The 21,880-nt window shown below is 64.4% G+C and carries 24 protein-coding genes; 14 read left to right on the top strand and 10 right to left on the bottom strand.

The genetic code is table 11. From position 1 onward, the window contains the following. Positions 1-38 precede the first annotated feature (38 nt). The 3 genes from AX769_RS11405 to AX769_RS11395 all read right to left on the bottom strand — a co-directional run bounded on the left by AX769_RS11405 (position 39) and on the right by AX769_RS11395 (position 1,142). Positions 39-425 (bottom strand): type II toxin-antitoxin system death-on-curing family toxin, encoded by a 387-nt coding sequence (locus AX769_RS11405; protein ID WP_066279324.1) that lies wholly within the window; start codon positions 423-425, stop codon positions 39-41. Further along, positions 422-613, bottom strand: coding sequence for a hypothetical protein (locus AX769_RS11400; RefSeq protein WP_082763762.1), 192 nt, complete (start codon positions 611-613; stop codon positions 422-424). The genes AX769_RS11405 and AX769_RS11400 overlap by 4 nt, the downstream gene beginning before the upstream one ends. A 181-nt stretch (positions 614-794) precedes the next feature. Then, positions 795-1,142, bottom strand: a complete 348-nt coding sequence (locus AX769_RS11395) for a DUF4234 domain-containing protein (protein WP_066279319.1) — start codon at positions 1,140-1,142, stop codon at positions 795-797. Between the two features lie 292 nt (positions 1,143-1,434). On the opposite strand from AX769_RS11395, the gene AX769_RS11390 reads away from it, so the two are divergent. Continuing rightward, positions 1,435-1,785 (top strand): hypothetical protein, encoded by a 351-nt coding sequence (locus AX769_RS11390; protein ID WP_157887597.1) that lies wholly within the window; start codon positions 1,435-1,437, stop codon positions 1,783-1,785. A gap of 56 nt (positions 1,786-1,841) precedes the next feature. Next, positions 1,842-3,158, top strand: coding sequence for a hypothetical protein (locus AX769_RS11385; RefSeq protein WP_066279315.1), 1,317 nt, complete (start codon positions 1,842-1,844; stop codon positions 3,156-3,158). A 42-nt stretch (positions 3,159-3,200) separates the two neighbouring features. Here the strand turns inward: AX769_RS11385 and AX769_RS11380 are convergent, their stop codons facing one another. Continuing rightward, entirely contained in the window at positions 3,201-4,295 is a 1,095-nt protein-coding gene (locus tag AX769_RS11380) for a type I restriction endonuclease (protein WP_066279312.1), read from the bottom strand. A 130-nt stretch (positions 4,296-4,425) separates the two neighbouring features. On the opposite strand from AX769_RS11380, the gene AX769_RS11375 reads away from it, so the two are divergent. After that, on the top strand, positions 4,426-5,010 hold the full coding sequence (locus AX769_RS11375) for a hypothetical protein (RefSeq protein WP_066279311.1): 585 nt from the start codon (positions 4,426-4,428) through the stop codon (positions 5,008-5,010). Between the two features lie 4 nt (positions 5,011-5,014). Here the strand turns inward: AX769_RS11375 and AX769_RS11370 are convergent, their stop codons facing one another. The 3 genes from AX769_RS11370 to AX769_RS11365 all read right to left on the bottom strand — a co-directional run bounded on the left by AX769_RS11370 (position 5,015) and on the right by AX769_RS11365 (position 8,492). Continuing rightward, the gene (locus AX769_RS11370) at positions 5,015-6,124 is read right to left on the bottom strand and encodes a hypothetical protein (RefSeq protein ID WP_066279308.1); all 1,110 of its coding nucleotides are present in this window, start codon (positions 6,122-6,124) and stop codon (positions 5,015-5,017) included. 195 nt (positions 6,125-6,319) lie between these two features. Then, positions 6,320-6,541 (bottom strand): HNH endonuclease signature motif containing protein, encoded by a 222-nt coding sequence (locus AX769_RS26020; protein WP_082764056.1) that lies wholly within the window; start codon positions 6,539-6,541, stop codon positions 6,320-6,322. Positions 6,542-7,244: 703 nt separating this feature from the next. Continuing rightward, positions 7,245-8,492, bottom strand: coding sequence for an IS256 family transposase (locus AX769_RS11365; protein WP_066277940.1), 1,248 nt, complete (start codon positions 8,490-8,492; stop codon positions 7,245-7,247). Between the two features lie 1,078 nt (positions 8,493-9,570). Here AX769_RS11365 and AX769_RS11360 point away from each other — a divergent pair. Further along, positions 9,571-9,822, top strand: coding sequence for a hypothetical protein (locus tag AX769_RS11360; protein WP_066279307.1), 252 nt, complete (start codon positions 9,571-9,573; stop codon positions 9,820-9,822). Between the two features lie 642 nt (positions 9,823-10,464). Here AX769_RS11360 and AX769_RS11355 read toward each other — a convergent pair. Continuing rightward, the gene (locus AX769_RS11355) at positions 10,465-11,196 is read right to left on the bottom strand and encodes an SDR family oxidoreductase (RefSeq protein ID WP_066279304.1); all 732 of its coding nucleotides are present in this window, start codon (positions 11,194-11,196) and stop codon (positions 10,465-10,467) included. A 220-nt stretch (positions 11,197-11,416) separates the two neighbouring features. Between AX769_RS11355 and AX769_RS24700 the strand changes: the two genes are divergently transcribed. The 8 genes from AX769_RS24700 (at position 11,417) to AX769_RS11320 (ending at position 19,355) form a co-directional block, all read left to right on the top strand. Further along, positions 11,417-12,484 carry a TM2 domain-containing protein gene (locus tag AX769_RS24700; RefSeq protein ID WP_082763758.1) on the top strand — a complete coding sequence of 356 codons (1,068 nt, stop codon included), beginning with the start codon at positions 11,417-11,419 and terminating at the stop codon, positions 12,482-12,484. A gap of 188 nt (positions 12,485-12,672) precedes the next feature. Further along, positions 12,673-12,993, top strand: a complete 321-nt coding sequence (locus AX769_RS11345; protein ID WP_157887596.1) for a hypothetical protein — start codon at positions 12,673-12,675, stop codon at positions 12,991-12,993. Positions 12,994-13,084: 91 nt separating this feature from the next. Next, positions 13,085-14,803 (top strand): alpha/beta hydrolase, encoded by a 1,719-nt coding sequence (locus AX769_RS11340; protein WP_157887595.1) that lies wholly within the window; start codon positions 13,085-13,087, stop codon positions 14,801-14,803. A gap of 155 nt (positions 14,804-14,958) precedes the next feature. Beyond that, positions 14,959-15,345: a hypothetical protein gene (locus AX769_RS11335; protein WP_157887594.1), complete on the top strand. Its 387-nt coding sequence runs from the start codon at positions 14,959-14,961 to the stop codon at positions 15,343-15,345. A gap of 324 nt (positions 15,346-15,669) precedes the next feature. Further along, on the top strand, positions 15,670-16,131 hold the full coding sequence (locus AX769_RS11330; protein WP_157887593.1) for a hypothetical protein: 462 nt from the start codon (positions 15,670-15,672) through the stop codon (positions 16,129-16,131). A gap of 144 nt (positions 16,132-16,275) precedes the next feature. Further along, positions 16,276-16,827: a hypothetical protein gene (locus AX769_RS23980; protein WP_157887592.1), complete on the top strand. Its 552-nt coding sequence runs from the start codon at positions 16,276-16,278 to the stop codon at positions 16,825-16,827. A 92-nt stretch (positions 16,828-16,919) separates the two neighbouring features. Continuing rightward, a complete protein-coding gene (locus AX769_RS11325) occupies positions 16,920-17,297 on the top strand; it encodes a hypothetical protein (protein WP_239451765.1) in 378 nt (125 codons plus the stop codon). 126 nt (positions 17,298-17,423) lie between these two features. Beyond that, entirely contained in the window at positions 17,424-19,355 is a 1,932-nt protein-coding gene (locus AX769_RS11320) for an excalibur calcium-binding domain-containing protein (RefSeq protein WP_082763755.1), read from the top strand. Between the two features lie 40 nt (positions 19,356-19,395). Here AX769_RS11320 and AX769_RS23975 read toward each other — a convergent pair whose 3' ends face one another. After that, positions 19,396-19,569: a hypothetical protein gene (locus AX769_RS23975; RefSeq protein ID WP_157887591.1), complete on the bottom strand. Its 174-nt coding sequence runs from the start codon at positions 19,567-19,569 to the stop codon at positions 19,396-19,398. 135 nt (positions 19,570-19,704) lie between these two features. Here AX769_RS23975 and AX769_RS11315 point away from each other — a divergent pair, with 135 nt between their 5' ends. Continuing rightward, positions 19,705-20,577: a ketopantoate reductase family protein gene (locus AX769_RS11315; RefSeq protein WP_066279286.1), complete on the top strand. Its 873-nt coding sequence runs from the start codon at positions 19,705-19,707 to the stop codon at positions 20,575-20,577. Further along, positions 20,574-21,233 carry a TetR/AcrR family transcriptional regulator gene (locus AX769_RS11310; protein ID WP_066279284.1) on the top strand — a complete coding sequence of 220 codons (660 nt, stop codon included), beginning with the start codon at positions 20,574-20,576 and terminating at the stop codon, positions 21,231-21,233. Before AX769_RS11315 ends, AX769_RS11310 begins: the two co-directional genes overlap by 4 nt. A gap of 219 nt (positions 21,234-21,452) precedes the next feature. Here the strand turns inward: AX769_RS11310 and AX769_RS23970 are convergent, their stop codons facing one another. Next, entirely contained in the window at positions 21,453-21,866 is a 414-nt protein-coding gene (locus AX769_RS23970) for a hypothetical protein (protein ID WP_157887590.1), read from the bottom strand. Between the last annotated feature and the right edge of the window lie 14 nt (positions 21,867-21,880).

Below are 21,880 nucleotides of genomic sequence, written 5' to 3'. Positions count from 1 at the left end.
GGGTGGCCGCCGACATTCCTCATGCCGATGGGATTGCTTCAGGCCGATGCGGCGAAGAAGCGCAGCGCGCTCGCCAGCTCTGGCACGGCGGTCTCTCCGATGGCGGCCTCGATCATGAGCTCGTAAGCCGCATCCACATCGAAGTCGACGCGAAGACTCACGCCATTGCATCCCAAGAAAACCCAGGCGGCGGCCCACGCGGTGCGCTTGTTCCCATCGACCAAAGCGTGATTGCGAGCGATCGAATGAAGCAGCGCGGCTGCCTTCTGCCACACGTCTGGGTACGCGTCTAGCCCGAAGACCGAGCTCTGAGGCCGAGCCACCGCCGCATCGAGCAGGCCGAAGTCTCGGACCGCGAGAGCAGAGCCGAACGCCGCGCTCCCCGCAATCAGCACATCCTCGCGGTCGAGGAAGTAAGTGCTCACGCCAGCCGAGCGTTGAGTTCAGCGGACGTTTCCGCGATCTGTCGGGCGAGTTGTGCCACCAGGTCTTTTCGCGAGCGCGCGGACGCGAGCGCCGCGTCATGAACGTACGACTTCAGAGAGAGGTCGGTCGCTGCGTTACGAATCTCATTGAGCTCGTCGTCCGAGAAGCTGATGTTGAGCGAGGGCATGGTCAAAGAATAAGGCATTAGCACCAGAACTGGTACCACAACTGGCACTCATCCTACGCCGGTCCGACTCGAGGGATGGAACGGCATGACAGGGGTCTGCGAAGACATTCGTCGCCAGAAGATCTCGTGACAGGCTGAACTGCATCTAGAGACAGTCGGGCTTGTTCGACAGGAGAAATCTCTAAGCGGCGAACGGAACCGGCGGCGCGTACGTCGGCACGCTGACGCGTGCGTTGATGCGAGCCTGCACGATGGCCTGACCGAGCTGGCCCAGCAGCAGAAGGAGTGCATAGTCGCCACCAGTGCCGAGCCCCGTGACGGCGTCGATTCCCTTCGCGAGCGACCAGAAATACCAGAAGAAGCCGAACGGGCAGAGGATCCACCACGTCGTCATGGCGTGAGCACCACTGCGGTTGACCTCGCCCCGCGTCTTGGCCAGCCACACGATCGAGTAGATCCCGAACGTGATTATCGGCAGGAAGAACACGGCCACGGCGGACCGCTGCTGAAGCTGAAGATCAATCGTCATTGACGAACCGTAGCGTTCGGTGGAACTGCCGCTGACACCCCAGTTCGGGTGGTCGCGTGCCCCCACGCCTGGGGATGGCGGCAGGGTCGTCTCCTCGTCCACGATGGACACAGGGGTCCGACCGTCGCGGCCGGGGGAGGATTGATCCATGGCATTGGCAGGTAGAGGGCCTCGCGACTGGACACCGATTTCGGGAGGCCGAAAATCCAGAGACGTTGACTCAGTGCACCGGGTTGGCAACGGAACCGCGGGGCCGATCCCCCCGCCGCCGGCGCCTTACGGTCACCCGCCGGTGACGTCGTATAGCTCTGGGCCGGGCTTCAGCGCATCGGCGTCGGCCTCGCTCAGCGTGAACTTCGCTCCACGACCGGTGACGAACGGCCTCGCCGTCGCGGCCCTCGCCCTCGGAATCGTGAGCGCAGCGTTGGCCCTCATCCCGTTCGCCGGCCCGTTCCTCTGCTGGTTGCCGGCTCTGCTCGCCATCATCTTCGGCATCATCGGCATCGGCACGGCCAGCAGGATCGGCGGCTACCGCAAGACGACGGCGATCTGGGGCCTGATCTGTGGGCTCATCCCGATCCCGATCATTCTCATCGAGGTCTTCACCGTCCTCGGGGTCGCCTCGTCGAGCTCTGGCCACTGACTCGAATAACCGATGATGGTCTCAACGACATCAGCACGCCAGACCCGGGGGAAGCCATGAGCCACGAGATCGAGATCATCCGCGACGACAAGGGGATCGCTGTCATCGGCGATCCTGACACCGTCGAGCGGTTCCTGACGAAGCAGGGCGTCACAAAATCTCGGGACCTCCGTCTGAGCCGCCTCGCCTCGGCTTTCAGCGTCGGCGCCGCTGCCACGCAGTCAGGCGCCGAAATCGCCTCGATGTCCGGCCGATGGATCCTACTTACCCAGTCCTCCGCTGCGGCCCTCAGCGCCGGCATAACCATGACCGGATCCACCGCCGGCGTCGCCCGCGCAATCGTCACGCACAACGGCAAGATCAGCAACATCCTCGAGTACGTCCGCGGGCCGGGCGCGGTACTCGCCAACCCCGCGATCCTGGCAGGCGCCGCCGGAATCATGGCGCAGCTCGCGATGAAGCAGTCGATGGACGAGATCACCGACTACCTCGCCACGATCGACGCCAAGGTCGACGATGTGCTTCGCGCCCAGAAGGACGAGGCCGTGGCGGGCATGATCGGGGCCGAGCTCGAGATCGACGAGGCGATGATCCTGCGCGACGAGGTCGGCCATGTGTCGGAGGTGACCTGGTCGAAGGTTCAGGGCTCGTCGTCGACGCTCAAGACGACCCAGGCCTACGCCCTGCGTCAGCTCGATGCGCTGGCCGACAAGATGGAGAAGAACGCGCGGGTCGGCGATCTGGCCGAAACCTTCGACGATGCCGAGGGCACCGTCGAGGAGTGGCTCGCCGTCATCGCTCGATGCTTCCAGCTGCAGGATGCCCTCGCAGTGATCGAGCTCGATCGCGTGCTCGACTCTGCGCCTGATGACCTCGACGCCCACCGCCGCGGCATCGCGATCGCCCGTCAGAAGCGCCTCGACGTGATCAGCCAGACGACCCGTGGGCTCCTGAGCCGCATGGACGGCGCTGCCACCTCGGCGAATGCGAAGGTGCTGTTTCATCCGTTCGCTCCTGGTGCCATCGTGCATTCGAGCAACGATGTCGCGACGGACGTCGTGATGTTCCACCAGCGGCTTGGCATCGACGGCGAGCGCGAGTCGATCGAGGCTCGGCGGTGGACCGAGGCCGCCACGGACGCCAAAGACAAGGCACTCGAGAAGGGCACAGAGGGCGTCGAGGCTGCAAGCCACCTCGGTGCCGAGGGCGTGAAGGTTGCCAGCCGCCTCGGCGCTGAGGGCGCGAGGGTCGCCGGCAAGTTCGGGGCTGCTGCCCTGACCCGGGGGCTGTCGCTGCGCGAGAAGCTCGCGGAGGCGAAAGGCAGGAAGTCGCTCGGTCAGGGCCGCGAGCGCCGGGAGCTCGAGGAGAGCTAGCGATTCGTCGATCGTACCTGTCACGTACGAGGTGCTAATTCCTCAGGCGTAGTTCCTGACCGACTGTCGGATCGCCTCGGAGTGCTGATAGATCTCGTCGAGCGACTCGAGGGCGTGACGAGTCTCGTTCTTCGCCTCGTCGAAGAGACCGAGGTATTTCGTCGACTTGCCGTTGAAATGCAGGCGTGCGATCGGCTTGCGATTGTTGTCGTCGAGCAGGATCGCGAAGTACGACTTGGAATCGCGCTGAGCGACGCGCTCGGGCTTGACCTCGCTGCATGCGATGGCCTTGACGATCTGGTAGCCCATGAGCTCCTCGGCCGTCGTGACGATCTCGGTGTCACGATCGAGATCTTCGGCGACGACGTCTTGGCTGTTGACCGACTTGGGCTCGACCTCGCTGGTCATAGACGCGAATCCGGGTGTGCCCAATGCCGTCTTGAGTCGGTCGTTGACCTGGTCGTTGAGGAACTGCTTCGCGGCCTTCGTGACCAGACCGGTGAACTGCTCGCGCACCTTCTGCGTGATCGAGCCTTCGTAGACGCGAGTGGTGAACAGCTTGATGAAGTCGTCGGCCGGCTCGCGGAACTCGGTTGCGATGGCTCGCTTGATAGAGCCCACGTACTTGAGCTCTTCAGCCTCGTTGATTACCGAGTCGAGATCGAAGACCTCTTTGCTCAACTTGATCAACGACGGGATGAGTGACTCATCGATGTCACCGAGGTCGAGGACGAGGAACGGCTTCGCGTCCATCCGGTTGGGGGCGTCGAGGTCTGTGTAGAACTGGTAGATCTCGCCGTTGGTCAGGACCGCGATGCGCGCGTTCGTCACGGCGAAGTAGCGGAAGAGCTGCGAGGCGTGCTCGATTTTGAGCCCCTCTGCCGACTTCTTGCATTCGATCAGCATCTGGACTTCGCCCCCGCGCATGATCGCGTAATCGATCTTCTCGCCCTTCTTCACGCCGACGTCGGCAGTGAACTCAGGCACGACCTCGAGGGGGTTGAACACGTCGTATCCGAGGATGGTCGAAATGAACGGCATGATGAATGCGTTCTTCGTGGCCTCTTCGGTCTGGATTGCCTCACGTTGGTTGCGGACCTTCGTGGCCAACGCGTTCAGTCGTTCTTCGAACTCCATTGTTTCCCCCGTAGTGGTCGTGGTTTTCTCAAGTTAGTGGGCGAACGAGACAGTTCGCCAGGCCTATTCCGGGGGCCCTGACGGGACTCGCAGAGTTGACCCCATTACAGAATGTCAATACTTTCTATCCATGCTAGTCAATTCCATCGGCGATGCCGTATCTTGCCTTTGTTCGATCGGGGCTCTAGGTGCCGCAATCTGGGCGGGCACCGTCGCCAAGCGCTGCTATGACCTCGAGACCTGCCGCGACCGTGAGCGGCGCGCCGAAGAAGCCCGGAGCCAAGCCGTCGGCATAAGCGCTTGGATCGGTCTGGCCAATGGGCTCTGGCAGCGTCCTGGCGTCGTCATCCGCAACGGCTCCCGAGAACCGATCTACGCCGTCACCGCGATGGTCTCTGGTTTCGAGGGCAAGACCGAAATCGATGCCCAGGTCTTCATTCCGCCAGGGCAGTTCTTCATTGAATGGAAGCCAGACCCCAAAGAGAAAGGCGACGAGAAGAAGACATTCGTCTGGGACTTCGCCAAACCCGTCTCGGATGTGGAGGGCGGAGTCCGCGCGGCAGCCCAGGCAAAGAGGTGGACCCTCGGGTCCATCCAGTTCCGCGACTGTCGCGGAGCCTATTGGCGTCGAGACGCCTCCGGACTCCTGATGAAAGCGGACAAACGCGAGCAAGGGATCGCAGCCCGGTCTCGCGAGACGTCACCGGTCCGTTGACTGGTCACTCTGATGGGGAACTGTCGCTCGTGTCATCCGGACGGTCATGGCGCTTCTTGCGAGCGAATCGATCAGCGATGCCCTTCGCCGCGCCCACTACGCCGCCTGCGGCTTTGCCGGTGACTCCAGAGATCGCGTGACCAGTTGCGGCGGCCGCACTCTCGAGGCCCGCCACCGCGCGGCTGGCGCTTGAATCGGGGCCCTTGCCGACGACCTGAATTCCCTCGCGCAGCGCGAGGTGAGCCGGGAACTCCCTTGGCGCCGCCGCGAAAGCAACACGCGACGACTGGATGACATCACGCCCGAACACGAAACGTGCTACACCCCCGGTCAAAGCCCCCACCCCGTAGTCGACGGCTGCCTGCTTCTTGGTGCCGAGGTTCGTGCGCACGGCGTTCAGCTGGCCGGTCTCGATCGTCCGGACGAAACTCTGTGCGGCACCTGCGGGGAGCCCGTCGGCGAGGGTGTTCGCCCAGTGAGACCAGTCAGTGCGGCCTTCGGCGATCCTGTGGCCGACGCCGACGACACCCTCGGCGGAGGAGTTCGCGACATCCTGCGCCATGGTCGCGATCTTCTGCTGGCTGACGCGCTCGTTCGTCAGCCCGTAGACGAGCGCTTGTGCTTGGTCTTTGTCGAGGTTCATCCCGTGGATGTCGGCGATCGCCAGCCCGAAGATCGCCGTGAGCTCGAACTGCAGTTGCTTGTCGCCCGCGGGCAGCAGCTTCACGGCCCGCTGGGCGCCGTTCTTGGCAGCACTGCGGGCGACGACTTTGGCAGCGCCCTTCGCAGCTTCTTTGCCGACCTGCTTCACTGCGGCCCGGCCCGCGCTCTTCGCGCCGCCCGCAGCCGCTCCGCCGCCGGGGATGAACCCGATGCCGATGTCGGCCGCGATGGCGCCTACTGAGACGAGGGCCCCGGCTGCGCTGATCGCGGTGCCGTAATGCCGCTCCAGCATGTGGATCAGTTCGGCGGGCGTCGCATCAGGATGCCGGCGTCGGAGCCGCATGACGTACTTCCGCGCGACCGAGTGGCGGGCGCTGACCGCCTTCGCGATCTCCCGCTGCGCGTCAGTCTCGGCGAGCTCTGCTTCGAGCGTGACGTCGTCGTCGGACATGTCTACCTCCGGTCCTAGCAGGCGCTGACGCCCGCGAGATGGACGGTACCCGCGGCTGCCGTGCGCTCTCCTTACACAGAGGCCGAGCTCGGTGTTTGAGATCTCTTGCTCTCCACATCCATCAAGGTGAGGAAAATGACGGTATCTAGCCGCTCGACGGGACGTGGGCTCAAAGGCTCGCTTGATGGAGAAGACTCAAGATACGCTTGCCCCTTTTCGCCTATTGCACGGCCCACAAAGTACCTGGAGATTGTCGACGGTCGTCGCTCCGCCATAGGCGACCGGAATGATGTGGTCCAACTGTAATTCTGTATTGCTGCCACACGAACGGCACTTCCCACCATCTCGTTTCCAAACGAGCTGACGCACGTCAGCCTCGGCGGGCCGCCGGCGGCTAGAGACGGGGACCTGATCCATTGCAACCATCGTTTCCGCTCGGGAGATCGTTGCTTCCTGGCGTTGTGCGCGCGTGACTAACAGAGCATGAACCTGTTCGGGCTTCAGCCCGTCGTTCTCCCAATGCCACCTGCCATTAAACAGCCAGTAAGCCCGCCCTTTGGCGTGCCCAAAACAAATTGGGTACCCATTCGACGCTTCCACCCATTTCGCGAACGCCTCCTTCGGGAGCTTGGGTACCGTAATAAATCCCTGGGTCCCGATTCGAAGCGTCACGGGGCCTCTGCCCGTGAAGATTCCCGGCTTGTGACTCACCCTGACGTTGTCAACTCGCCGCAACATGTCGAGCCTTTCCTCAATTTCAGCTAACTCAAAGCTAGGGGCCGGGCCGCGCATCCTCTAGAGCCCCATTCGCGGGTCGTATGGCGTCCGACGTGAGTCATGGATCTAAAACGGATCAGTTTTTCCGAGCTTCCTAAGCACTCCTCTCATTACGCCCGTAGCCTCCTTGCCCGAGCCAACTGTTTGTAACTCGGAATCATAATCTGAATTTTTCTCGTTTTATGATGTCGGCGGCTGGGACTACCTCGTGCAAACGCCCGGAAACCTTACTTTCGAGCTAGGCCTTCAGACGTTTGTGTGACAAATGCGCGTATTGCCAGCCAGAGGTCACGTCCCGCTGTGTGGTGGAGTTTCTCGACACCGTGCGGTCGGTTCGGTTTGATTATGCAGCGTTGAGTTCGGGGAGAGCAACCACCTCCTCGATGACGCTGCTGTCGGCCGGTTCGACGGCGTAGAGGGCGGCCATGGAGGTCTCGGAGAGGTAGCGGCGGTCGCCGGCTTCCCACTCGTCGTGCTGCTCGACGAGGACCGCGCCAGCGAGCCGCAAAAGGGCTGCCGGGTTCGGGAACACGCCGACGACATCGGTGCGCCGTTTGATCTCTTTGTTCACTCGTTCCATCGGGTTCGTGGACCAGATCTGCCGCCAATGCTTCACCGGGAACCCCGCGAAGGCGAGGATGTCGACTCGGGCGTCGTCGAGCATGACGGCGACTTTCGGATGGGACTGCTGCAGCGTTCGGGTGACCTCGTCGAACTGGGTGTTCACATGCTCCCGGTCGGGCTGGGCAAAGATCGTGCGGATGATCGACGCGACGACTTCACCGGAGGCCTTCGGGACAATCGCGAGGACATTGCGCATGAAATGGACCCGGCAGCGCTGCCACGACGCACCCTGGAACACGGTCCCGATCGCTTTCTTCAACCCCGAGTGGGCGTCGGAGATGACGAGCTTCACCCCGGCAAGGCCCCGCGCCTTCAGGCCACGGAGGAACCCGGTCCAGAAGACCTCGTTCTCGCTGTCTCCGACGTCGAACCCGAGCACTTCCCGGCGCCCGTCGGCCGCGACGCCAAACGCGACGACGACAGCCTGGGACACCACTCGGTGCCCGACCCGGGCTTTGCAGTAGGTCGCGTCAAGGAAGACGTAGGGGTATTCGAGATCGGCCAAGGATCGGTCCCGGAACGCACCGACTTCCTGGTCGAGGTCCGCGCAGATCCGGGACACCTCCGATTTCGAGATGCCGCTGTCGGCGCCGAGGCTCTTCACGAGATCGTCGACCTTCCTCGTTGATACCCCATGGAGGTAGGCCTCCATCACGACCGCATACAGGGCCTGATCGACGCGGCGGCGGCGCTCGAGCAGGGCGGGGAAGAACGATCCCTGCCGCAGCTTCGGGATCTCCAACTGCAGATCCCCAGCCGTTGTCGTGAGCACTCTCGGGCGGGTCCCGTTGCGGTGGGTGGTGCGGGTGTCGACGCGTTCGAACGGGGCGGCGCCGATGAACGCGGCCGCCTCCGCATCGATGAGCTGCTGATACAGCTGTTCCGTCGCGGATCGGATCCTGTCGGACACGTCGGTGAGTTTCAATTGGGCGAGGAGTTCGAGCAGGGCAGACTGGTCAAGAGCCATCGTGTGATGTCCTTCTGTGTGAATTTTGAACGGTTCTCACCGACCATCACACGGTGGCTTCCCACGTCGCGGCAGCAACGCTCACCACGCCTCAAAATCCCACCACCCCACGGGACGTGACCGGCTAAGCGTCCAGGGGCCGAGCGTTGCACCCTCAGGTGGTGATGACCACCTCAACTTCCGTCCAGGATGAGGCGTCTTCGGGCGCAAGACATCATTATTCGTTCCGTTATGCCTCCGGGCCAGATTGGGTTGCTACAAGGGTCGGTCCGACTTCGGCACCGAATAAAAACGTGCGTTTTCAGCTTGCTCACCTGACTGCAAAAATCCTCGGAGCGAGCCCTGCTGGGAAAAGCGGCGCGCTTTCCGGCGACTCACGAGCCACACGCTAAGTAGCCCCTGCAGTCCGCTTACGAGTTGAACTTTCTCTAGATCGCGAGTCTCTGCTATCTCATTGACGGTGCTTCTCACGCGATCCCAAATAACTCGGTCACGAGCTCGACAGACCAGAATCAGGCGGTTGGCCTGAGTTGCCACGTCAAGCTGTGTTTGACCGCGAACTCGACCTATGTGTGGCTTTAACTCGTCCGACATGATTCGGTCCAAACTGCCCATGAGACGCGTTACTGCAGGGCTGCGACGCTCGGACGCCATGCTCGCCGCGCGGATTACTTGCCCCGCGATGAACGTCGCGGCAGCGGCAAAAGCCGGAATGCCCGCTGCGAGCATCGCAAGCTGAGAAGAATCCATGCGGGCAGGTCATCTGAGATTCGCTACCCAACGCGGCGCTTCGAGTGGCCTCCTCAATCGCCGATTATCTGTTCCGTTCGCGGTGCCAAGCGAAGAAGGGCGCGGAAGCCTCGGAGAAAGCCGTACACAGGAGGCCTGTTCGTTCCCTCACTGCGGCGGCGAGGTCGGGTCCGGCTCCGGAAGCTGCCTTACCCGGCTCAATTCTACCGACATGATTTACAGTCAGGAAGCCTCGCTCGTATAGGTCATCGCAGCCGAGAGCGCAGGCCCTCATGGCGATGCTGCGATCTAATTTTTCATCGTCACTGGCGTGCGATCTTCTTTTAATGTGCGCCAGAACCAGAAGGGAGATGGGCAATTGTCGGCCGCAGAGATCGCATCGGTGTTCTTTGCGCCCCTCAAACACAATCCGATGAAGCTGAGCATGTTCGCCGCGAGTAACAACGACCGCCTCCCCATCTTGTTTGTAGGCGATTGCGAATTCACTTCCCGGCTCGCCGCTGTTGCCAATCTCTACATCGTCGTCATCCAGCGCAGCCGCAAGCCCGAGACGAGACACGATATCGCGGTGGACTACTGATTCGAGTTCAAAGAGGTACCCCTGCTTAACCTGGCCCCGGCGATCAAATGGGGAGGTTGAGTACTGGAGAGACCACCGCTGTCTCAATAGCAGTGGAATCGAACTCAGCAGAATGGGAGGGTCCAGTTCGTGGATATCGAGAGCGACTTCACGGCCCATATCCGACCAGGCATTCTGAGCACCCCGCTGAATTGACACAGTTGCTGGCCGTGCTGGGGATCTGACTACGCTAACTGCCCGAATCTTGTTGACCGAGTAGTGCATCACGACATCGCCGGGCCGCACGTCATCCATTCGACGCCAGTGCTCCTGATCACGACCTGTTTTATCAGAGCTGTAGGGCGCCCAGAGCGTCCTCTGATCCGCCGCACGGCGGTAGCTATCACCCTGATTCACCCACCAAAATCGGGCCGTCATACGCGCCGCTCCCAGCCCTCCCCTGGGTTTTGGGTTCAGGAGGGGCATACGTCACGAGCACCCTAGGCTCGCGCAGACCTAGCCTCACTCAAAATATGACAGCGCCGTCAGCCCCCGTTCGGGCCACGCCACAAACGAGACGTCCCAACCGTTGCTTAATCGCTAAAGAACAAATCGGCGCAGAAAGTCGTCTCCGCGCTGCTCCGCCTACGTCGGACGGAACCGTTATGGCAACGACGTGAGTGGCCCATCCTCCGGCCCCGGCAACAGATCGATCCGCTCCTCCCCCGTCTGCAGCATCCGCAGGATGACCGCGGCGACGTACGAAGCGCTGTGCGGCTTCCCGCCCGCCACCTGCACGTCCGGGCCCTGGAACATGCCGCCGCCGAACTCCGTCGCCGTGATGAACGGCACGAGCAGTGACACGTCGATGCCGTCGTCGGCGAGCTCGGCGCGGGAGGCGAGGGTGAGCATGTTGAGCGCGGACTTCGTCGACGCGTAGGGCGAGAGGCCCACGGCGACGCGGCGAGTTGTGCCCGAGCTCACGTTGACGATGGTGCCGTGACCGGCAGCGCGCATGCTCGGCACGACAGCCTGCGTGAGGGCGACGGGTGCCACGACGTTGAGCTCGAGCACCCCGCGGAACTCGTCGAGGTCGACGTCGGCCACGGTGCCCGAGAGGGAGGCTCCTGCGTTGTTGACCAGCCCGTCGATCCTGCCGTAATGAGCCAGCGTGCCGTCGACCAGGCGCGAGACATGGCCGGGATGCGTCACGTCCATCGCGAAAGAGAGGGCGTCGCCGAGCTCGGCCGAGAGGGCCTCGAGGCGGTCGGCGCGGCGGGCGGCGAGGACGGGGTGGGCTCCGGCGGCGTGGAGGGCGCGGGCCGTCGCCTCGCCCATGCCGGAGGAGGCGCCGGTGACGATGACGACGGAGTCGTGGAGGTTCGGGAGGGCCATGTAGCGATCTTGCTCCCGCGAGCTGAGGAAGCGTGAAGTGGCGGTGACCCCCGAACTAGCGGTTTCGGATCTCGAGCCACCCTGTTGTACTAACTGATACCTGCTCACCTTGATCAAACGTGCTGTCAGTGCCCCGGGGGCGCCGCTGACGAGCGCGAAGGCGAGCCGACTTCTTGCGCGCTCTCGCATTCACGAATCCGAACCCGAATCGAGAAATCACATGGCCGACACCGCCTACCAAGCACCCCAGGCGCCGTACCCTCCCCTTCCCCCGTACGCGCCGCCGGTCGGCGTCTCGAACAAGTCGTTCACGGCGACCTGGTTGCTCGCGTTGTTCCTCGGCGGCATCGGGGTCGACCGATTCTATCTCGGGAAGGTGGGCACCGGCATCCTGAAGCTCATCACGCTCGGTGGGTTCGGCGTCTGGGCCCTGATCGACTTGATCCTCGTGCTCACCGGCGTCACCCGCGACAAGCAGGGCCGCCCACTGGCCGGACGCGAGCAGACCAAGAAGGTGGCCTGGATCGTCACCGGCGTGCTGCTGGCACTGTCGATCGTGCTGGGCGCCGTGGACGGAGCCAACACGAGTTCACAGTCCGTGTCGCAGTCGTTCAACGAAGGCGTCAACAGTGCGCAGAATCAGAGCGCCGCCGCACCGGCCAAGGTCGCTGCTCCCGCCAAGAAAGCTGCCGCACCGGCCGCACCGAAGAAGTCGACCGCTCCGGTCAACACCGGCGGCACGTGGGCCGCGAAGACCTACGGAACGTTCTCCCCGATCACCAAGAGCGGCACCGGAGACGACGTGATCACGCTGCCTGCCGGCATCAAGGCCGGGCTGGTCACGGCGAAGTACACCGGCACCGGCAACTTCTCGATGTCGGTGCTCGACGCTTCGAACCAGTCGACCGGCGAGCTGCTCGTCGATACCATCGGCAGCTACAGCGGCGTGACCGGCTGGGGCTTCTCGACGCTCGGCAAGGACACCACGATCCAGGTCAGCGCCGACGCAGCCTGGTCGGTCACTCTCACCCCGGTGTCGTCGGCGCCGAAGCTCACGACATCCGGAGCAGGCGACGGGGTCTTTCTCTACTCCGGCGGCTCGGGCACGCTGACCGCGACCCACGCCGGCACGAGCAACTTCACAGTCGAGGAGAACACCAACGCGGCCTTCTCCGACCCGCTGCTCATCGACACGATCGGCACCTACAGCGGCACAGTCCCGCTGACCGCGGGCCCCGCCGTGATCGTCATCGGCGCTGACGGCACCTGGACGATGCTGACGAAGTAGCAGTCCCAGCGCAGCCTGCGTTGCGTCGCTTCGCGGCGGCCGCCGCATCCGACATGGATGCGGCGGCCGTTGTTTTTATCGATGGAATTTCTCGCTATCTCGCATTGTGCGGGCTGACGCTTTCTCAGTTGGTGAGGCCGGACCGAAAGGTCTATGTTTAACCCAGAATTTCAGAGAAAGGATTCTGGATGAGCACTTACCGCATGGACTACGACGAGGTCGCGGGTGCGGCGAACCAGCTCAGTTCGGCAGCGGATTCCGGCCCGGCGAGTGAGGTGCCGACAGTCTCGAGCTGCGGTAGCAGGGCGGCGGAATCGCTCTTGAGCGACGACGGGCACACCTTCAAGCGGGCATGGCACGCGGCCTGCGACGGCACCCAGCAACTCGCCACCGACGCCATCACGGCGGCTGACACGTACAGGGCGACCGAAGCGGCCGTCTCGGCAGCAGCTCAGTCGGCAGCCGCCACAGCCGAAGTCATCGCCGAGAGCATCCCGAGCCATGGCTGACTGGTCTCACGCCGATCCGGGAGCCGGAGAGACCGACGAACTCGAGCATCGTCTGATCACGATGCTCGAGCTCCAAGAGCACGCCGCCGACATGCAACAGCTCGTCGCACATCGTGCGGATCAGGTGGCCGAATCCTGGTCAGGGACGGCCCACACCGCCTGGTCTCGCAATGCGGCCGAAGTCGTCGTCGCCTGGGCCCGTCTCCACACGTGGGCCGACAACGAGCGCGACGCCCTCCGGCGATACGTCGATGCCATCCAGTCGATCAAAGAACGTGCTCGGCGTCAGCAGATGCTGATGACCGCCGCGCACGAGGCCGCCTCGCAGCCCCTCGACTTCCTCGACCCTGAAACGCTGACAAGGCGACGGCAGGATCTCGACGACGACCTGCTTGCCACAACGGCCTCAACGACCGCTGCATTGAATGCCCTGGCCCTCGAACGACAGCAGGCCGAGGACGACCTCGCCCGAAGCCTGCACTCCGTCCACCTCGAGCTCGACCGATCCGGTCACGCGATCCTGCCCGCCGGCATGTCGCTCGCCAAGCTCGCGTCGCTCGACACGGCCTCGCTGCTCGGCGTGATGGGATCGCTGTCGGCCACCGAACTGGACGAACTCGTCTCAGCTGACCCCAGCCTCACGCAGGACTTCTGGAACGACCCGCCTCCGGCTGACGATGTCGCCGCATGGTGGGCGTCGCTGAGCGAGCAGCAGCAGGCCGAACTCATCACGGGCGCCCCGGCGATCATCGGCAACCTCGGTGGCGTTCCTTTCTCCACTCGGATCGATGCGAACCGGCAGCAGCTGGATGTGGCTGGTCTGCGGGACGACTTGACGAAGGAGCAGCGCGCGACTGTCGATGAGGCGATGCGCGCCGTCGCCAGTGCCGACGGGCCCGCAGGGCGAGGGCTTCTAGACCTCAACCTCGAAAATGCGCCGCCGTTGGCAGCGGTCGCCATCGGCAACATGGACACCGCCCAGAAGGTCACGTGGGCGGTACCCGGGATGAATACGTGGGCAAGCAGCCTGAGCGGCTGGCTAGGGCCCTGCGCGGCCCTTTACAACGAGCAGATTAAGATTGACCCGTCGACGCACGCCGTTGTTGCCTGGATCGGATACGCAACGCCCGATCTAACTGCCTCCGAGCAGCACCCGACCTCATCCAGCAGCGTTCTGATGAACACTCGCGCGATCAACGGTGCCGAACGACTTGCCAGCGAACTGGATGGTATCCGGTTCACGCGTAGAGCTTCGCCGCCCGATGTAAGTGTCGTGGCGCATTCGTACGGCACCACGACGGCCGCATATGCACTGACGAGAACACGCTTCGACGTCAAAACGGTGACGCTGGTGGCATCGGCGGGAATCGATGCCTCGGCTGTGCCGAATGCGCGCGCGCTGCATGTCGATGTCGAACACGGTCAGCCGCAAGTCTTCTCGACGCAGGCCAAGCGAGATTTCATCGCAACGATCGGCCGGACGGTTCGACCCGACGTCATCGACGATGTCGTCAGCTACCTGTCCAAGAAACAGCCCACGGTCGCTCCCAACCACCGCATCGCACCCGATAATCATTTCGGAGCCCTTCCGTTCAGCGTCGAAGGCGGGCCTGAGGGAAGCGAGAGCTCCATCGCTACGGCGGGTCACGACGCTTTTGGATCCGGTGGGCTGCCGATCGTGTCCGCTCCTACCGGCCAGGGGTATTTCGATTCGGGCACTCAATCCCTCCACAACATCGCCGCAACGAGCACGGGCACGAGGCCGCTCATTGCTTCACCAGTTCGACCGTTCGTCTGGCCCATCGGATGAAATCCCACGGAGAACAATTCTCGCCGGTCGGGTCACCGCCTCCCTCACACGTCTCTGCCCGACGCCTCTCATACCTCGTTCTCTTCCTGATTGGACTCTTCTTGACGTCGTGCACACACACACCTGCGGAGCCCCTCGAAAAGCAGCGGCAGCAGTTGATTCACGAGCTCGAAACGACTCTGGCGGGCCTACAGGGCGCGTGGACCTTCGAAGACGGAACGACGCCCTGGTCGAGCGACATTGCGCAGCGCTACCCCACTACCCCGTGCGACGACGTCACCACTCTCAGCCGAGGCGGCCAAGAACGAGTCGACATCTCGCTTTTCGGGCCCCCGTTCGCGGACCTCGATTCGGCAGTGGAAAACGTGGGCGGCAACTGGCATGCCCGGGGTTTCACGGTAAAAGTCGTCATTCCCATTGAGAGCGGCCACCCCGAAATCACGACCAACACGCCGGACGGAATTTCGTTGGCGTTCACTGCGAATGCGAGCGGCTCAAGTCTCTCCGCCAAGACCGGATGCGCCGATCCTGCGACCGCGTGATGCCGTTCAGGATTCACCCACTGGTACCGGCAGACCGTAGTGAGAGGTCGTGATGTCGGTCGCGACGGCACTTCCGACCTCGGTAGGTGACCTCGACGGGGCGTTCGACCGATCAACTACGAAAGAGCACGATGCTCCCGGCCTTAGTGGAGAGCTAGTACGAGACCCGATCGATCTCAATCTTGTGAACAGACCTCCGCCTTCCGTCATGTGGCTCCGCCCGTGAACCCGAACGAGTCCGGGCACTCAGTCGGCATCCGTCTCGCTAGGGGACGAACGCGCTGGCGATTCCTCCCGCACGTCCTTCTCGTCATCGTCGTCATCATGATCATCACTGGAGTGGCCCTGAGCGCATCCCAACGCACTTCCCCCGTCTCGCCGCAACTCCAGCGCGTCCAGCTTCTTCGCGATATCAGCGCAACCCTGGATATGACGGACGGATCTTGGAAGTTTTCCGGAGACGCGACGCCATGGGCTGTCGAGGTCGCTGAGCGGCAAAGTGCGGAGCTTTGCGTCGACGGTGTCTCCTTCACCTCGGAGGGCTCCGAACGTTACGAAGTCGCTCTCCTCGGGCCGACGGTCGGCAGCCTCGAGTCGGCAATCGACGCCGTGCGAGATGCTTGGCGAGAGCGCGGCTATGAGGTTCGTGACGCCATTCCGCTAAGCAGCGGCTACCCCGAGATCGTCGCGCAGACCCCCGAAGGAATCACTCTGGCCTACAGCGCTAACTCCAGCGGGACCAGCCTCTCGGGTCGCACACAGTGCTTCATAGCCAGCGACGAGTGAGGCTCGGCGCGAACCCCGCGCCCGGCAAACGACCAGGGCGAAACTGTCGCCCGAAACCCCTTCTAAACGAGCAGCCCGGCGGGGTCGGCCAGCAGTCGCGAGCGGCCCTGAAGTCAGTCGACACGTCGGCTTAAGGAAAGGTACGTGATGGTGCTGAAGCGATCGAGCCTCCGCCGCGGTAAGCCGTTGCCGCTCCTCGCAGTCGTCGTCTGCGCAGCAATCGTGGCCGTCGTCATAACCAAAGGAGCCCTGAGAATGACCCGGTCAGATCATTCAGTCTCGAACTCTCCAAACCAGCAGAAGAGCGAAGTCGTGACGGAGGTCGACCGGCTCGTTGAGGCTGATCCCGGGGCGTGGATGTTCGGCGACAGGGCGACTCCGTGGTCCGCAGATGTCGCCCGACGTCAGGATCCAGTCATCTGTACAGGGTCGGCCGATCGAGTCCAATTCTCAGAAGTGCTCTACGCATCCGGTGTCGACCGCGTTGGTGACTCGATTGCGGCCGTGCTCAAGGAGTGGCATTCAGCGGGCTATTCAACTCAGGTCGTCGTACCGAGTGATCAATCGAATGATGACTTCACCGAGGTCGCGGCGACGACAGAGCTGGGGACTGTTCTGACGTACTCGGCTTCGCGAACTATTCGGTCGATCACCGCAGATAGTTCGTGCTTCCCAGCACCCGATCATGAGCAGTGACAATGCAGCCGAGCGACATCGCCTCATAGGGCCTCCGAACCCTGCACGATCGTCGCATCCCCGGCAGCCGCGCCAACATCGACCATCTCGCCGTGACCGGCGCCGGGGTATGGGTGATCGACGCCAAGCGCTACAAAGACCAGCGGCCGTCGCTCGTCGTCGAGGGCGGCTTCATTCGGCCGCGTGTCGAGAAACTGATAGTCGGGCGGCGTGAGCAGACGAAGCTCGTCGACGGGATGCTGCGGCAGATCGACATCGTGCAGCAGGTCGTGCCAGAGGTCGAGGTGCGCGGGGTGCTCTGCTTCATCAAAGCGGACCTTCCGCTGTTCGGAGGCTGGTTCGAGGTGCGGAGGGGGCGGGTGTGCTGGCCGAAGCGACTCGCGGCGAAGATCAGCACGGCATCCTCTGGACGCCTCATCGATGTCGACACGACTGTTCGAGCCCTGGAGGAGCGTCTTTTCTCCGCCTGACAACACCCCGGCCGGTCGAAAGGGTGACCGACACGACACCGACCAGAATCCCACGACCCCCTACACTTCAATCACCCGCCAGCCGGGCGGGCTGATCACACCCATTCCTTCCCGAAAAGGAACCGCATGTCTCGCACCATGTCGTCGCCCGCGCGCGCCGCAAAGCCTCTCTCCTCCAGGCGCACCGTCGCCCTGGTCGTATCCCTCGCCTTGGCCACCGCCTCGCTCGTCGCCGTCGACGCCGCGAGCGCCCGGGCCGACACCGACCCGGTGACCATCTCGGATCCTGCGCTCGCCGCTTGCACCGACCAAGCGCTCGGGCTCGCCGCTACGCAGACTTTCACCGCCGACCAACTCGCTTCGATCAGCTCACTGACGTGCCCCGACGTCGGCGACATCTCGTCGCTGGGGTCGTTCACAGGGCTCACGACCCTGAACCTCGACGGTGGCCAGATCGGCGAGATCAACCCGCTGAGCAGCCTCACCAGCCTCTCGTCGGTCAGCGTCGACAACAACCGCATCACCGACCTCTCACCCCTCGGCGGCCTCACGGCGACGATCTCTGCGGTCGGCGAGAAGGTCTCTCAGACTGGGCAGGTCGTCGGCGTGCCGTTCGCCCTGCCTGTCGTCACCGGACTCGACGGGGCCACGATCGCCCCCTCGTCCCTCACGAACCTCACGCCGAGCGGCGACGGCGCAACCGTGACGGCCACCGCCGTGTCGGGCACGGCCGATTGGGGAGACCCCCAGACCAGCGGCTTCACCGTTGTCGACGCTGTCACCGCCGCGCTAGGCACTATCAGCCCGGCTCCGGCGGCGACCTACAGCGCCGACAGAGCACAGGTCGGCGTGCCGGTGTCCGCACTCCCCGGGGCCTGGGGCGACGGCGTCGAGCTGAGCTACCAGTGGTACAGCGGAAATGCAGCCATCGCCGGCGCAACGCTTGCCACCTACACGCCGACGGCGCACGACTTCGGTAGCCCGCTCACCGTGAAGACCACCGGATCTGAGACCGGTTACCTTTCCGCCACCGTGGCGAGCCCTGCTCTCGTGATCGCTCCCGGCGATCTGACCTCCGCGGCCCCCACCGTGTCGGGCACCCCGACCGTCTTTCAGACCCTCAGGGCTGCACCCGGCAACTGGCTCCCCGCGGGCGTCACCTTCGGATACCAGTGGCTGCGCAACGGGTCGGCGATCTCCAAGGCCACGGCATCGAGCTACACCCTCACTGCGGCGGACGCCGGCAAGTCGATCAGTGTGACCGTGACCGGCCGTCTGAGCGCGTACGCGACGGCGACGCGAACCTCCTCAGCCGAAACTGTGCACCTGGCGTCGATCACGACGGCACCCACTCCGAAGATCTCCGGCTCGGCCCAGCTCGGCGGCAGGCTCACGGCGACCGCCGGCACTTGGAAGCCGGCGGGCATCACGCTCGCCTACCAGTGGTACCGCGGCAGCAGCGCCATCGGCGGCGCGAGCCACTCGACCTACACCGTCTCGGCGTCTGACGTGGGCAAAAGCGTCTCGGTGCACGTCATCGGGTCGAAGTCGGGTTACGCCACGGCTGCGAAAGCCAGCTCATCGGTCATCCCTCGCCCCGGCACGCTGCCCAAGGTCGGCACCCCGTCGATCCGCGGTACCGCCAAGGCTGGGGCCACCCTGACCGTGAACGTCGGCTCGTGGACCTCGGGCACCGTCGTCAGCGTGCAGTGGCGCCGCAACGGTGTCGCCATTTCCGGCAAAACGGGGCCTACGTATGTGGTTCGCACCACGGACGTCGGCGCGGGCATCACCGTTGTCGCGACTGGCCGCAAAGCCGGATATACGCCCGCCGGCCACAGCTCGGCGATCAAGTCGGTGCCCGTCGTGGTCTATCAGAACTGCAAAGCGTTGAACGCCGTCTACCCCCACGGTGTTGCTCGCGACGGCACCAAGTACGACCTCGTCTCGGGGCGCCACGAGACAGTCGCTTCCGGCACCTACTTCAACACGCCGCTGTACAACGCGAACCCTAAGCGTGACGCCGACAAAGACGGGATCGCCTGCGAGGTGCGGTAGTTCCGCACCATGTGCGGCCGGCCGGTCTCACTCGTCGGTTTTATTGCCCGCTCAGTGGCGGCCTGTGAAACCGCAACACCGGCCGCTCCGCGTCACGGTCCACCTGCCGCACCGGCCGGGCAGAGCGCTGGGCGAGGAGGGCCGCCAGCGAATCGCGGGTGGAGTCGGTGCCGAGCTGGTCGGGCGCGAGCTGAAGTTTGACGGCGACGTCCATTGGCGCTGCCCCTGGCGGTCTCCCCCGAAACGGAAGTGATCCTTCCGTTTCGGCTATGCTGAGCGGAATCACCCATTCCGCTTCGCAAGCCCCGCCCCGCACCGCCCACCCCGCCCCTCCCCGCAGGAGACACGCTTGAAAATCATCGTCTACGGAGCCGGCGTCATCGGCACCGTCCTCGCCGCCCGCCTGCATGAGGCCAGGCACGACGTGACGCTCGTCGCGCGGGGTGGGCGGCTGGCCGCGCTGCAGCAGCACGGCATCATGCTCGCCGAGGGCGACAACGGGGCCGTCCGCAGCGTGGCCGTGCCGGTGGTCGAGCACCCCGCGGGCCACTTCGACCTGATCGTCGTCGCGGTGCGAACGCACCAGGTCGACTCCGTGCTCGAATCGATCGCGCGACTCGAGGCCGAGGGCGAGGTGCTGTTCCTCCTGAATTGGGCGGCAGGATCCGAGGCGCCCGGCACCGCCATCGGCCGCGAGCGGGTGCTGCTCGGCTTCCCGACCATCGGAGGTGTCATGGACGGCGACGTGGTCCGCTACCGCTCCGAGTCGGCGCTGACGCGGCTCGTCACGATGCCGATCGGGGAAGTCGACGGCACGGTCACGGGGCGGGTGCGGCGCACCGTGCAGGTGTTCCGCTCGGCAGGCGTCACCGCGAAGCCAGAGGCCCACATGCTCGCCTGGCTGGCCACGCATGCCGCGTTCGAGGTACCGCTCGGGCTCGCGGTGCACGCGGCGGGTGGGCCCACTTCTCTGGCGTCCAACCCGGGTGCGATCCGCGAGATGCTGGTGCGGATGCGCGCGAATCTCGGCGCTCTGCCGGGCAAGCCGGTGCCGCGGGCGTTCGGTGCGTTGCGGATCGTGCCGATCCCGATCCTGGTGACGGTGTTGCGGTTGTTCCTTCGGAGTGATGCGGCGGGGCCGCTGCGGACGGACTCCCCCGCGGTGCAGGGCGAGCTCGAGTTCTTGGACGCGCAGTTGCAGGCCGAACGGGCACGGTCGTGAGCCCGGCCGCCGGCCCCGCGCGGCCCAAGCGCCGCGACGCCGCTGCCAATGCCGACCGCCTCGTGCAAGCGGCTCGCGAGGTGTTCGCGCAGCGCGGCCTGTCGGCGACGCTGGAGGACATCGCCCAGCACGCCGGAGTCGGCGTGGGCACGGTCTACCGCAACTTCGCCAGCAAACGCGAGATCGTCGCGCGCCTCTACGACGACACTCTGCGCGACGTGATGGCAGAGGTACGGCCGGCCCTGCAGATCGACGACCCGTGGCTCGCGCTCGTGACGTTCTTCGAGATCGCGGCGACGCATCAGGCGCAGGATCGAGGGTTGTGCGAGACGCTCCTCGGCCAGAACGACCTCGGAGGCCCGGCCGGCATCCACCCCGAGGCCGCCACCGCCCTCCTCGCCGAGCTGACCCCGCTGTTCGACCGCGCCCGCGGCGCCGGCGTGCTGCGCGATGGGGTGACCGCCACCGACGTCGGCCCGATCTTCATGATGCTCGAGCCGCTGTATCGGCTCGGAGCCGGGCGGTCGGAGCTGTGGCGGCGGTACCTCGCGGTGGTGCTCGACGGGTTGCGGGCTGAGGGGCGTCGGGCGCTGCCCGTGGCCGGGCTCGATGCGGAGGGGTTTGCGGCGGTTGTGAGCGGCGAGGGCGCGCCTTAACTGCGCCGAACGCAGCGGTGGCCATGGCCGAAAGTTGACGTCACGACCAACGGACAAGTCTGAACCTCAACGAGGTGAATCCCAGGCGTCTCCGACCCGGCCGTTGCCCACGAGGCACTTCTGAAGGCCCGAGTTTCTCGGGGCTGGAGCAGGCGCCCACTATTGCAACCACAGCGGGCAGAGCAACGATTGGCAGACCGAGCCGGAGTCGACCCGGCATCACTCTTCGCCTGTGCCATAACGGGCCTCGTCGACGGCGCAGCGCGTCCGACTGTCCACGGTGCTTCCCGTCGTCGCGACCATGAGTTCGAGGTAGATCTCGTCGTGATCACGACCCACGTTTGAGTAGTGAAGCCTCGTTACCTGGACACCCCTGATAACGGGAAGGACGGTCCGCACAGGCCGGTGGCCGTGTCGACCCCATTCTTCCGCGACCCTGTCGAGGAGTGCGGATTGGTCTGCTGCTGGTACACCTGGCCCGAGACGCCCTGCTGCTTGCATGGTTCCGGTTTTGCCGGAGGGCAGCGCGCAGCCCTGTGCGCCGAGATCGATCTTCTCCCAGTCACCTCCAATGGCGTGCTCCGCGAATTCGATCAGGGGGAGCGTTTCGGATAGGGCCTGTTCTTTAGACATTCTCGGATCTCTCG

This window comes from Frondihabitans sp. PAMC 28766, from assembly GCF_001577365.1.
Classification (GTDB): domain Bacteria; phylum Actinomycetota; class Actinomycetes; order Actinomycetales; family Microbacteriaceae; genus Frondihabitans.
Note: the sequence above shows the minus strand (reverse complement) of the source record. Positions and strands in the feature narration are given on the sequence as shown.

Bases quoted from the DNA above. Each gene is read 5' to 3' on its own strand.
- AX769_RS11400 (WP_082763762.1), bottom strand. From the start codon at position 613: ATGCCCTCGCTCAACATCAGCTTCTCGGACGACGAGCTCAATGAGATT.
- AX769_RS11395 (WP_066279319.1), bottom strand. From the start codon at position 1,142: ATGACGATTGATCTTCAGCTTCAGCAGCGGTCCGCCGTGGCCGTGTTC.
- AX769_RS11385 (WP_066279315.1), top strand. From the start codon at position 1,842: ATGAGCCACGAGATCGAGATCATCCGCGACGACAAGGGGATCGCTGTC.
- AX769_RS11380 (WP_066279312.1), bottom strand. From the start codon at position 4,295: ATGGAGTTCGAAGAACGACTGAACGCGTTGGCCACGAAGGTCCGCAAC.
- AX769_RS11375 (WP_066279311.1), top strand. From the start codon at position 4,426: ATGCTAGTCAATTCCATCGGCGATGCCGTATCTTGCCTTTGTTCGATC.
- AX769_RS11370 (WP_066279308.1), bottom strand. From the start codon at position 6,124: ATGTCCGACGACGACGTCACGCTCGAAGCAGAGCTCGCCGAGACTGAC.
- AX769_RS26020 (WP_082764056.1), bottom strand. From the start codon at position 6,541: ATGGATCAGGTCCCCGTCTCTAGCCGCCGGCGGCCCGCCGAGGCTGAC.
- AX769_RS11365 (WP_066277940.1), bottom strand. From the start codon at position 8,492: ATGGCTCTTGACCAGTCTGCCCTGCTCGAACTCCTCGCCCAATTGAAA.
- AX769_RS11355 (WP_066279304.1), bottom strand. From the start codon at position 11,196: ATGGCCCTCCCGAACCTCCACGACTCCGTCGTCATCGTCACCGGCGCC.
- AX769_RS24700 (WP_082763758.1), top strand. From the start codon at position 11,417: ATGGCCGACACCGCCTACCAAGCACCCCAGGCGCCGTACCCTCCCCTT.
- AX769_RS11345 (WP_157887596.1), top strand. From the start codon at position 12,673: ATGAGCACTTACCGCATGGACTACGACGAGGTCGCGGGTGCGGCGAAC.
- AX769_RS11340 (WP_157887595.1), top strand. From the start codon at position 13,085: ATGCAACAGCTCGTCGCACATCGTGCGGATCAGGTGGCCGAATCCTGG.
- AX769_RS11330 (WP_157887593.1), top strand. From the start codon at position 15,670: ATGATCATCACTGGAGTGGCCCTGAGCGCATCCCAACGCACTTCCCCC.
- AX769_RS11320 (WP_082763755.1), top strand. From the start codon at position 17,424: ATGTCTCGCACCATGTCGTCGCCCGCGCGCGCCGCAAAGCCTCTCTCC.
- AX769_RS23975 (WP_157887591.1), bottom strand. From the start codon at position 19,569: ATGGACGTCGCCGTCAAACTTCAGCTCGCGCCCGACCAGCTCGGCACC.
- AX769_RS23970 (WP_157887590.1), bottom strand. From the start codon at position 21,866: ATGTCTAAAGAACAGGCCCTATCCGAAACGCTCCCCCTGATCGAATTC.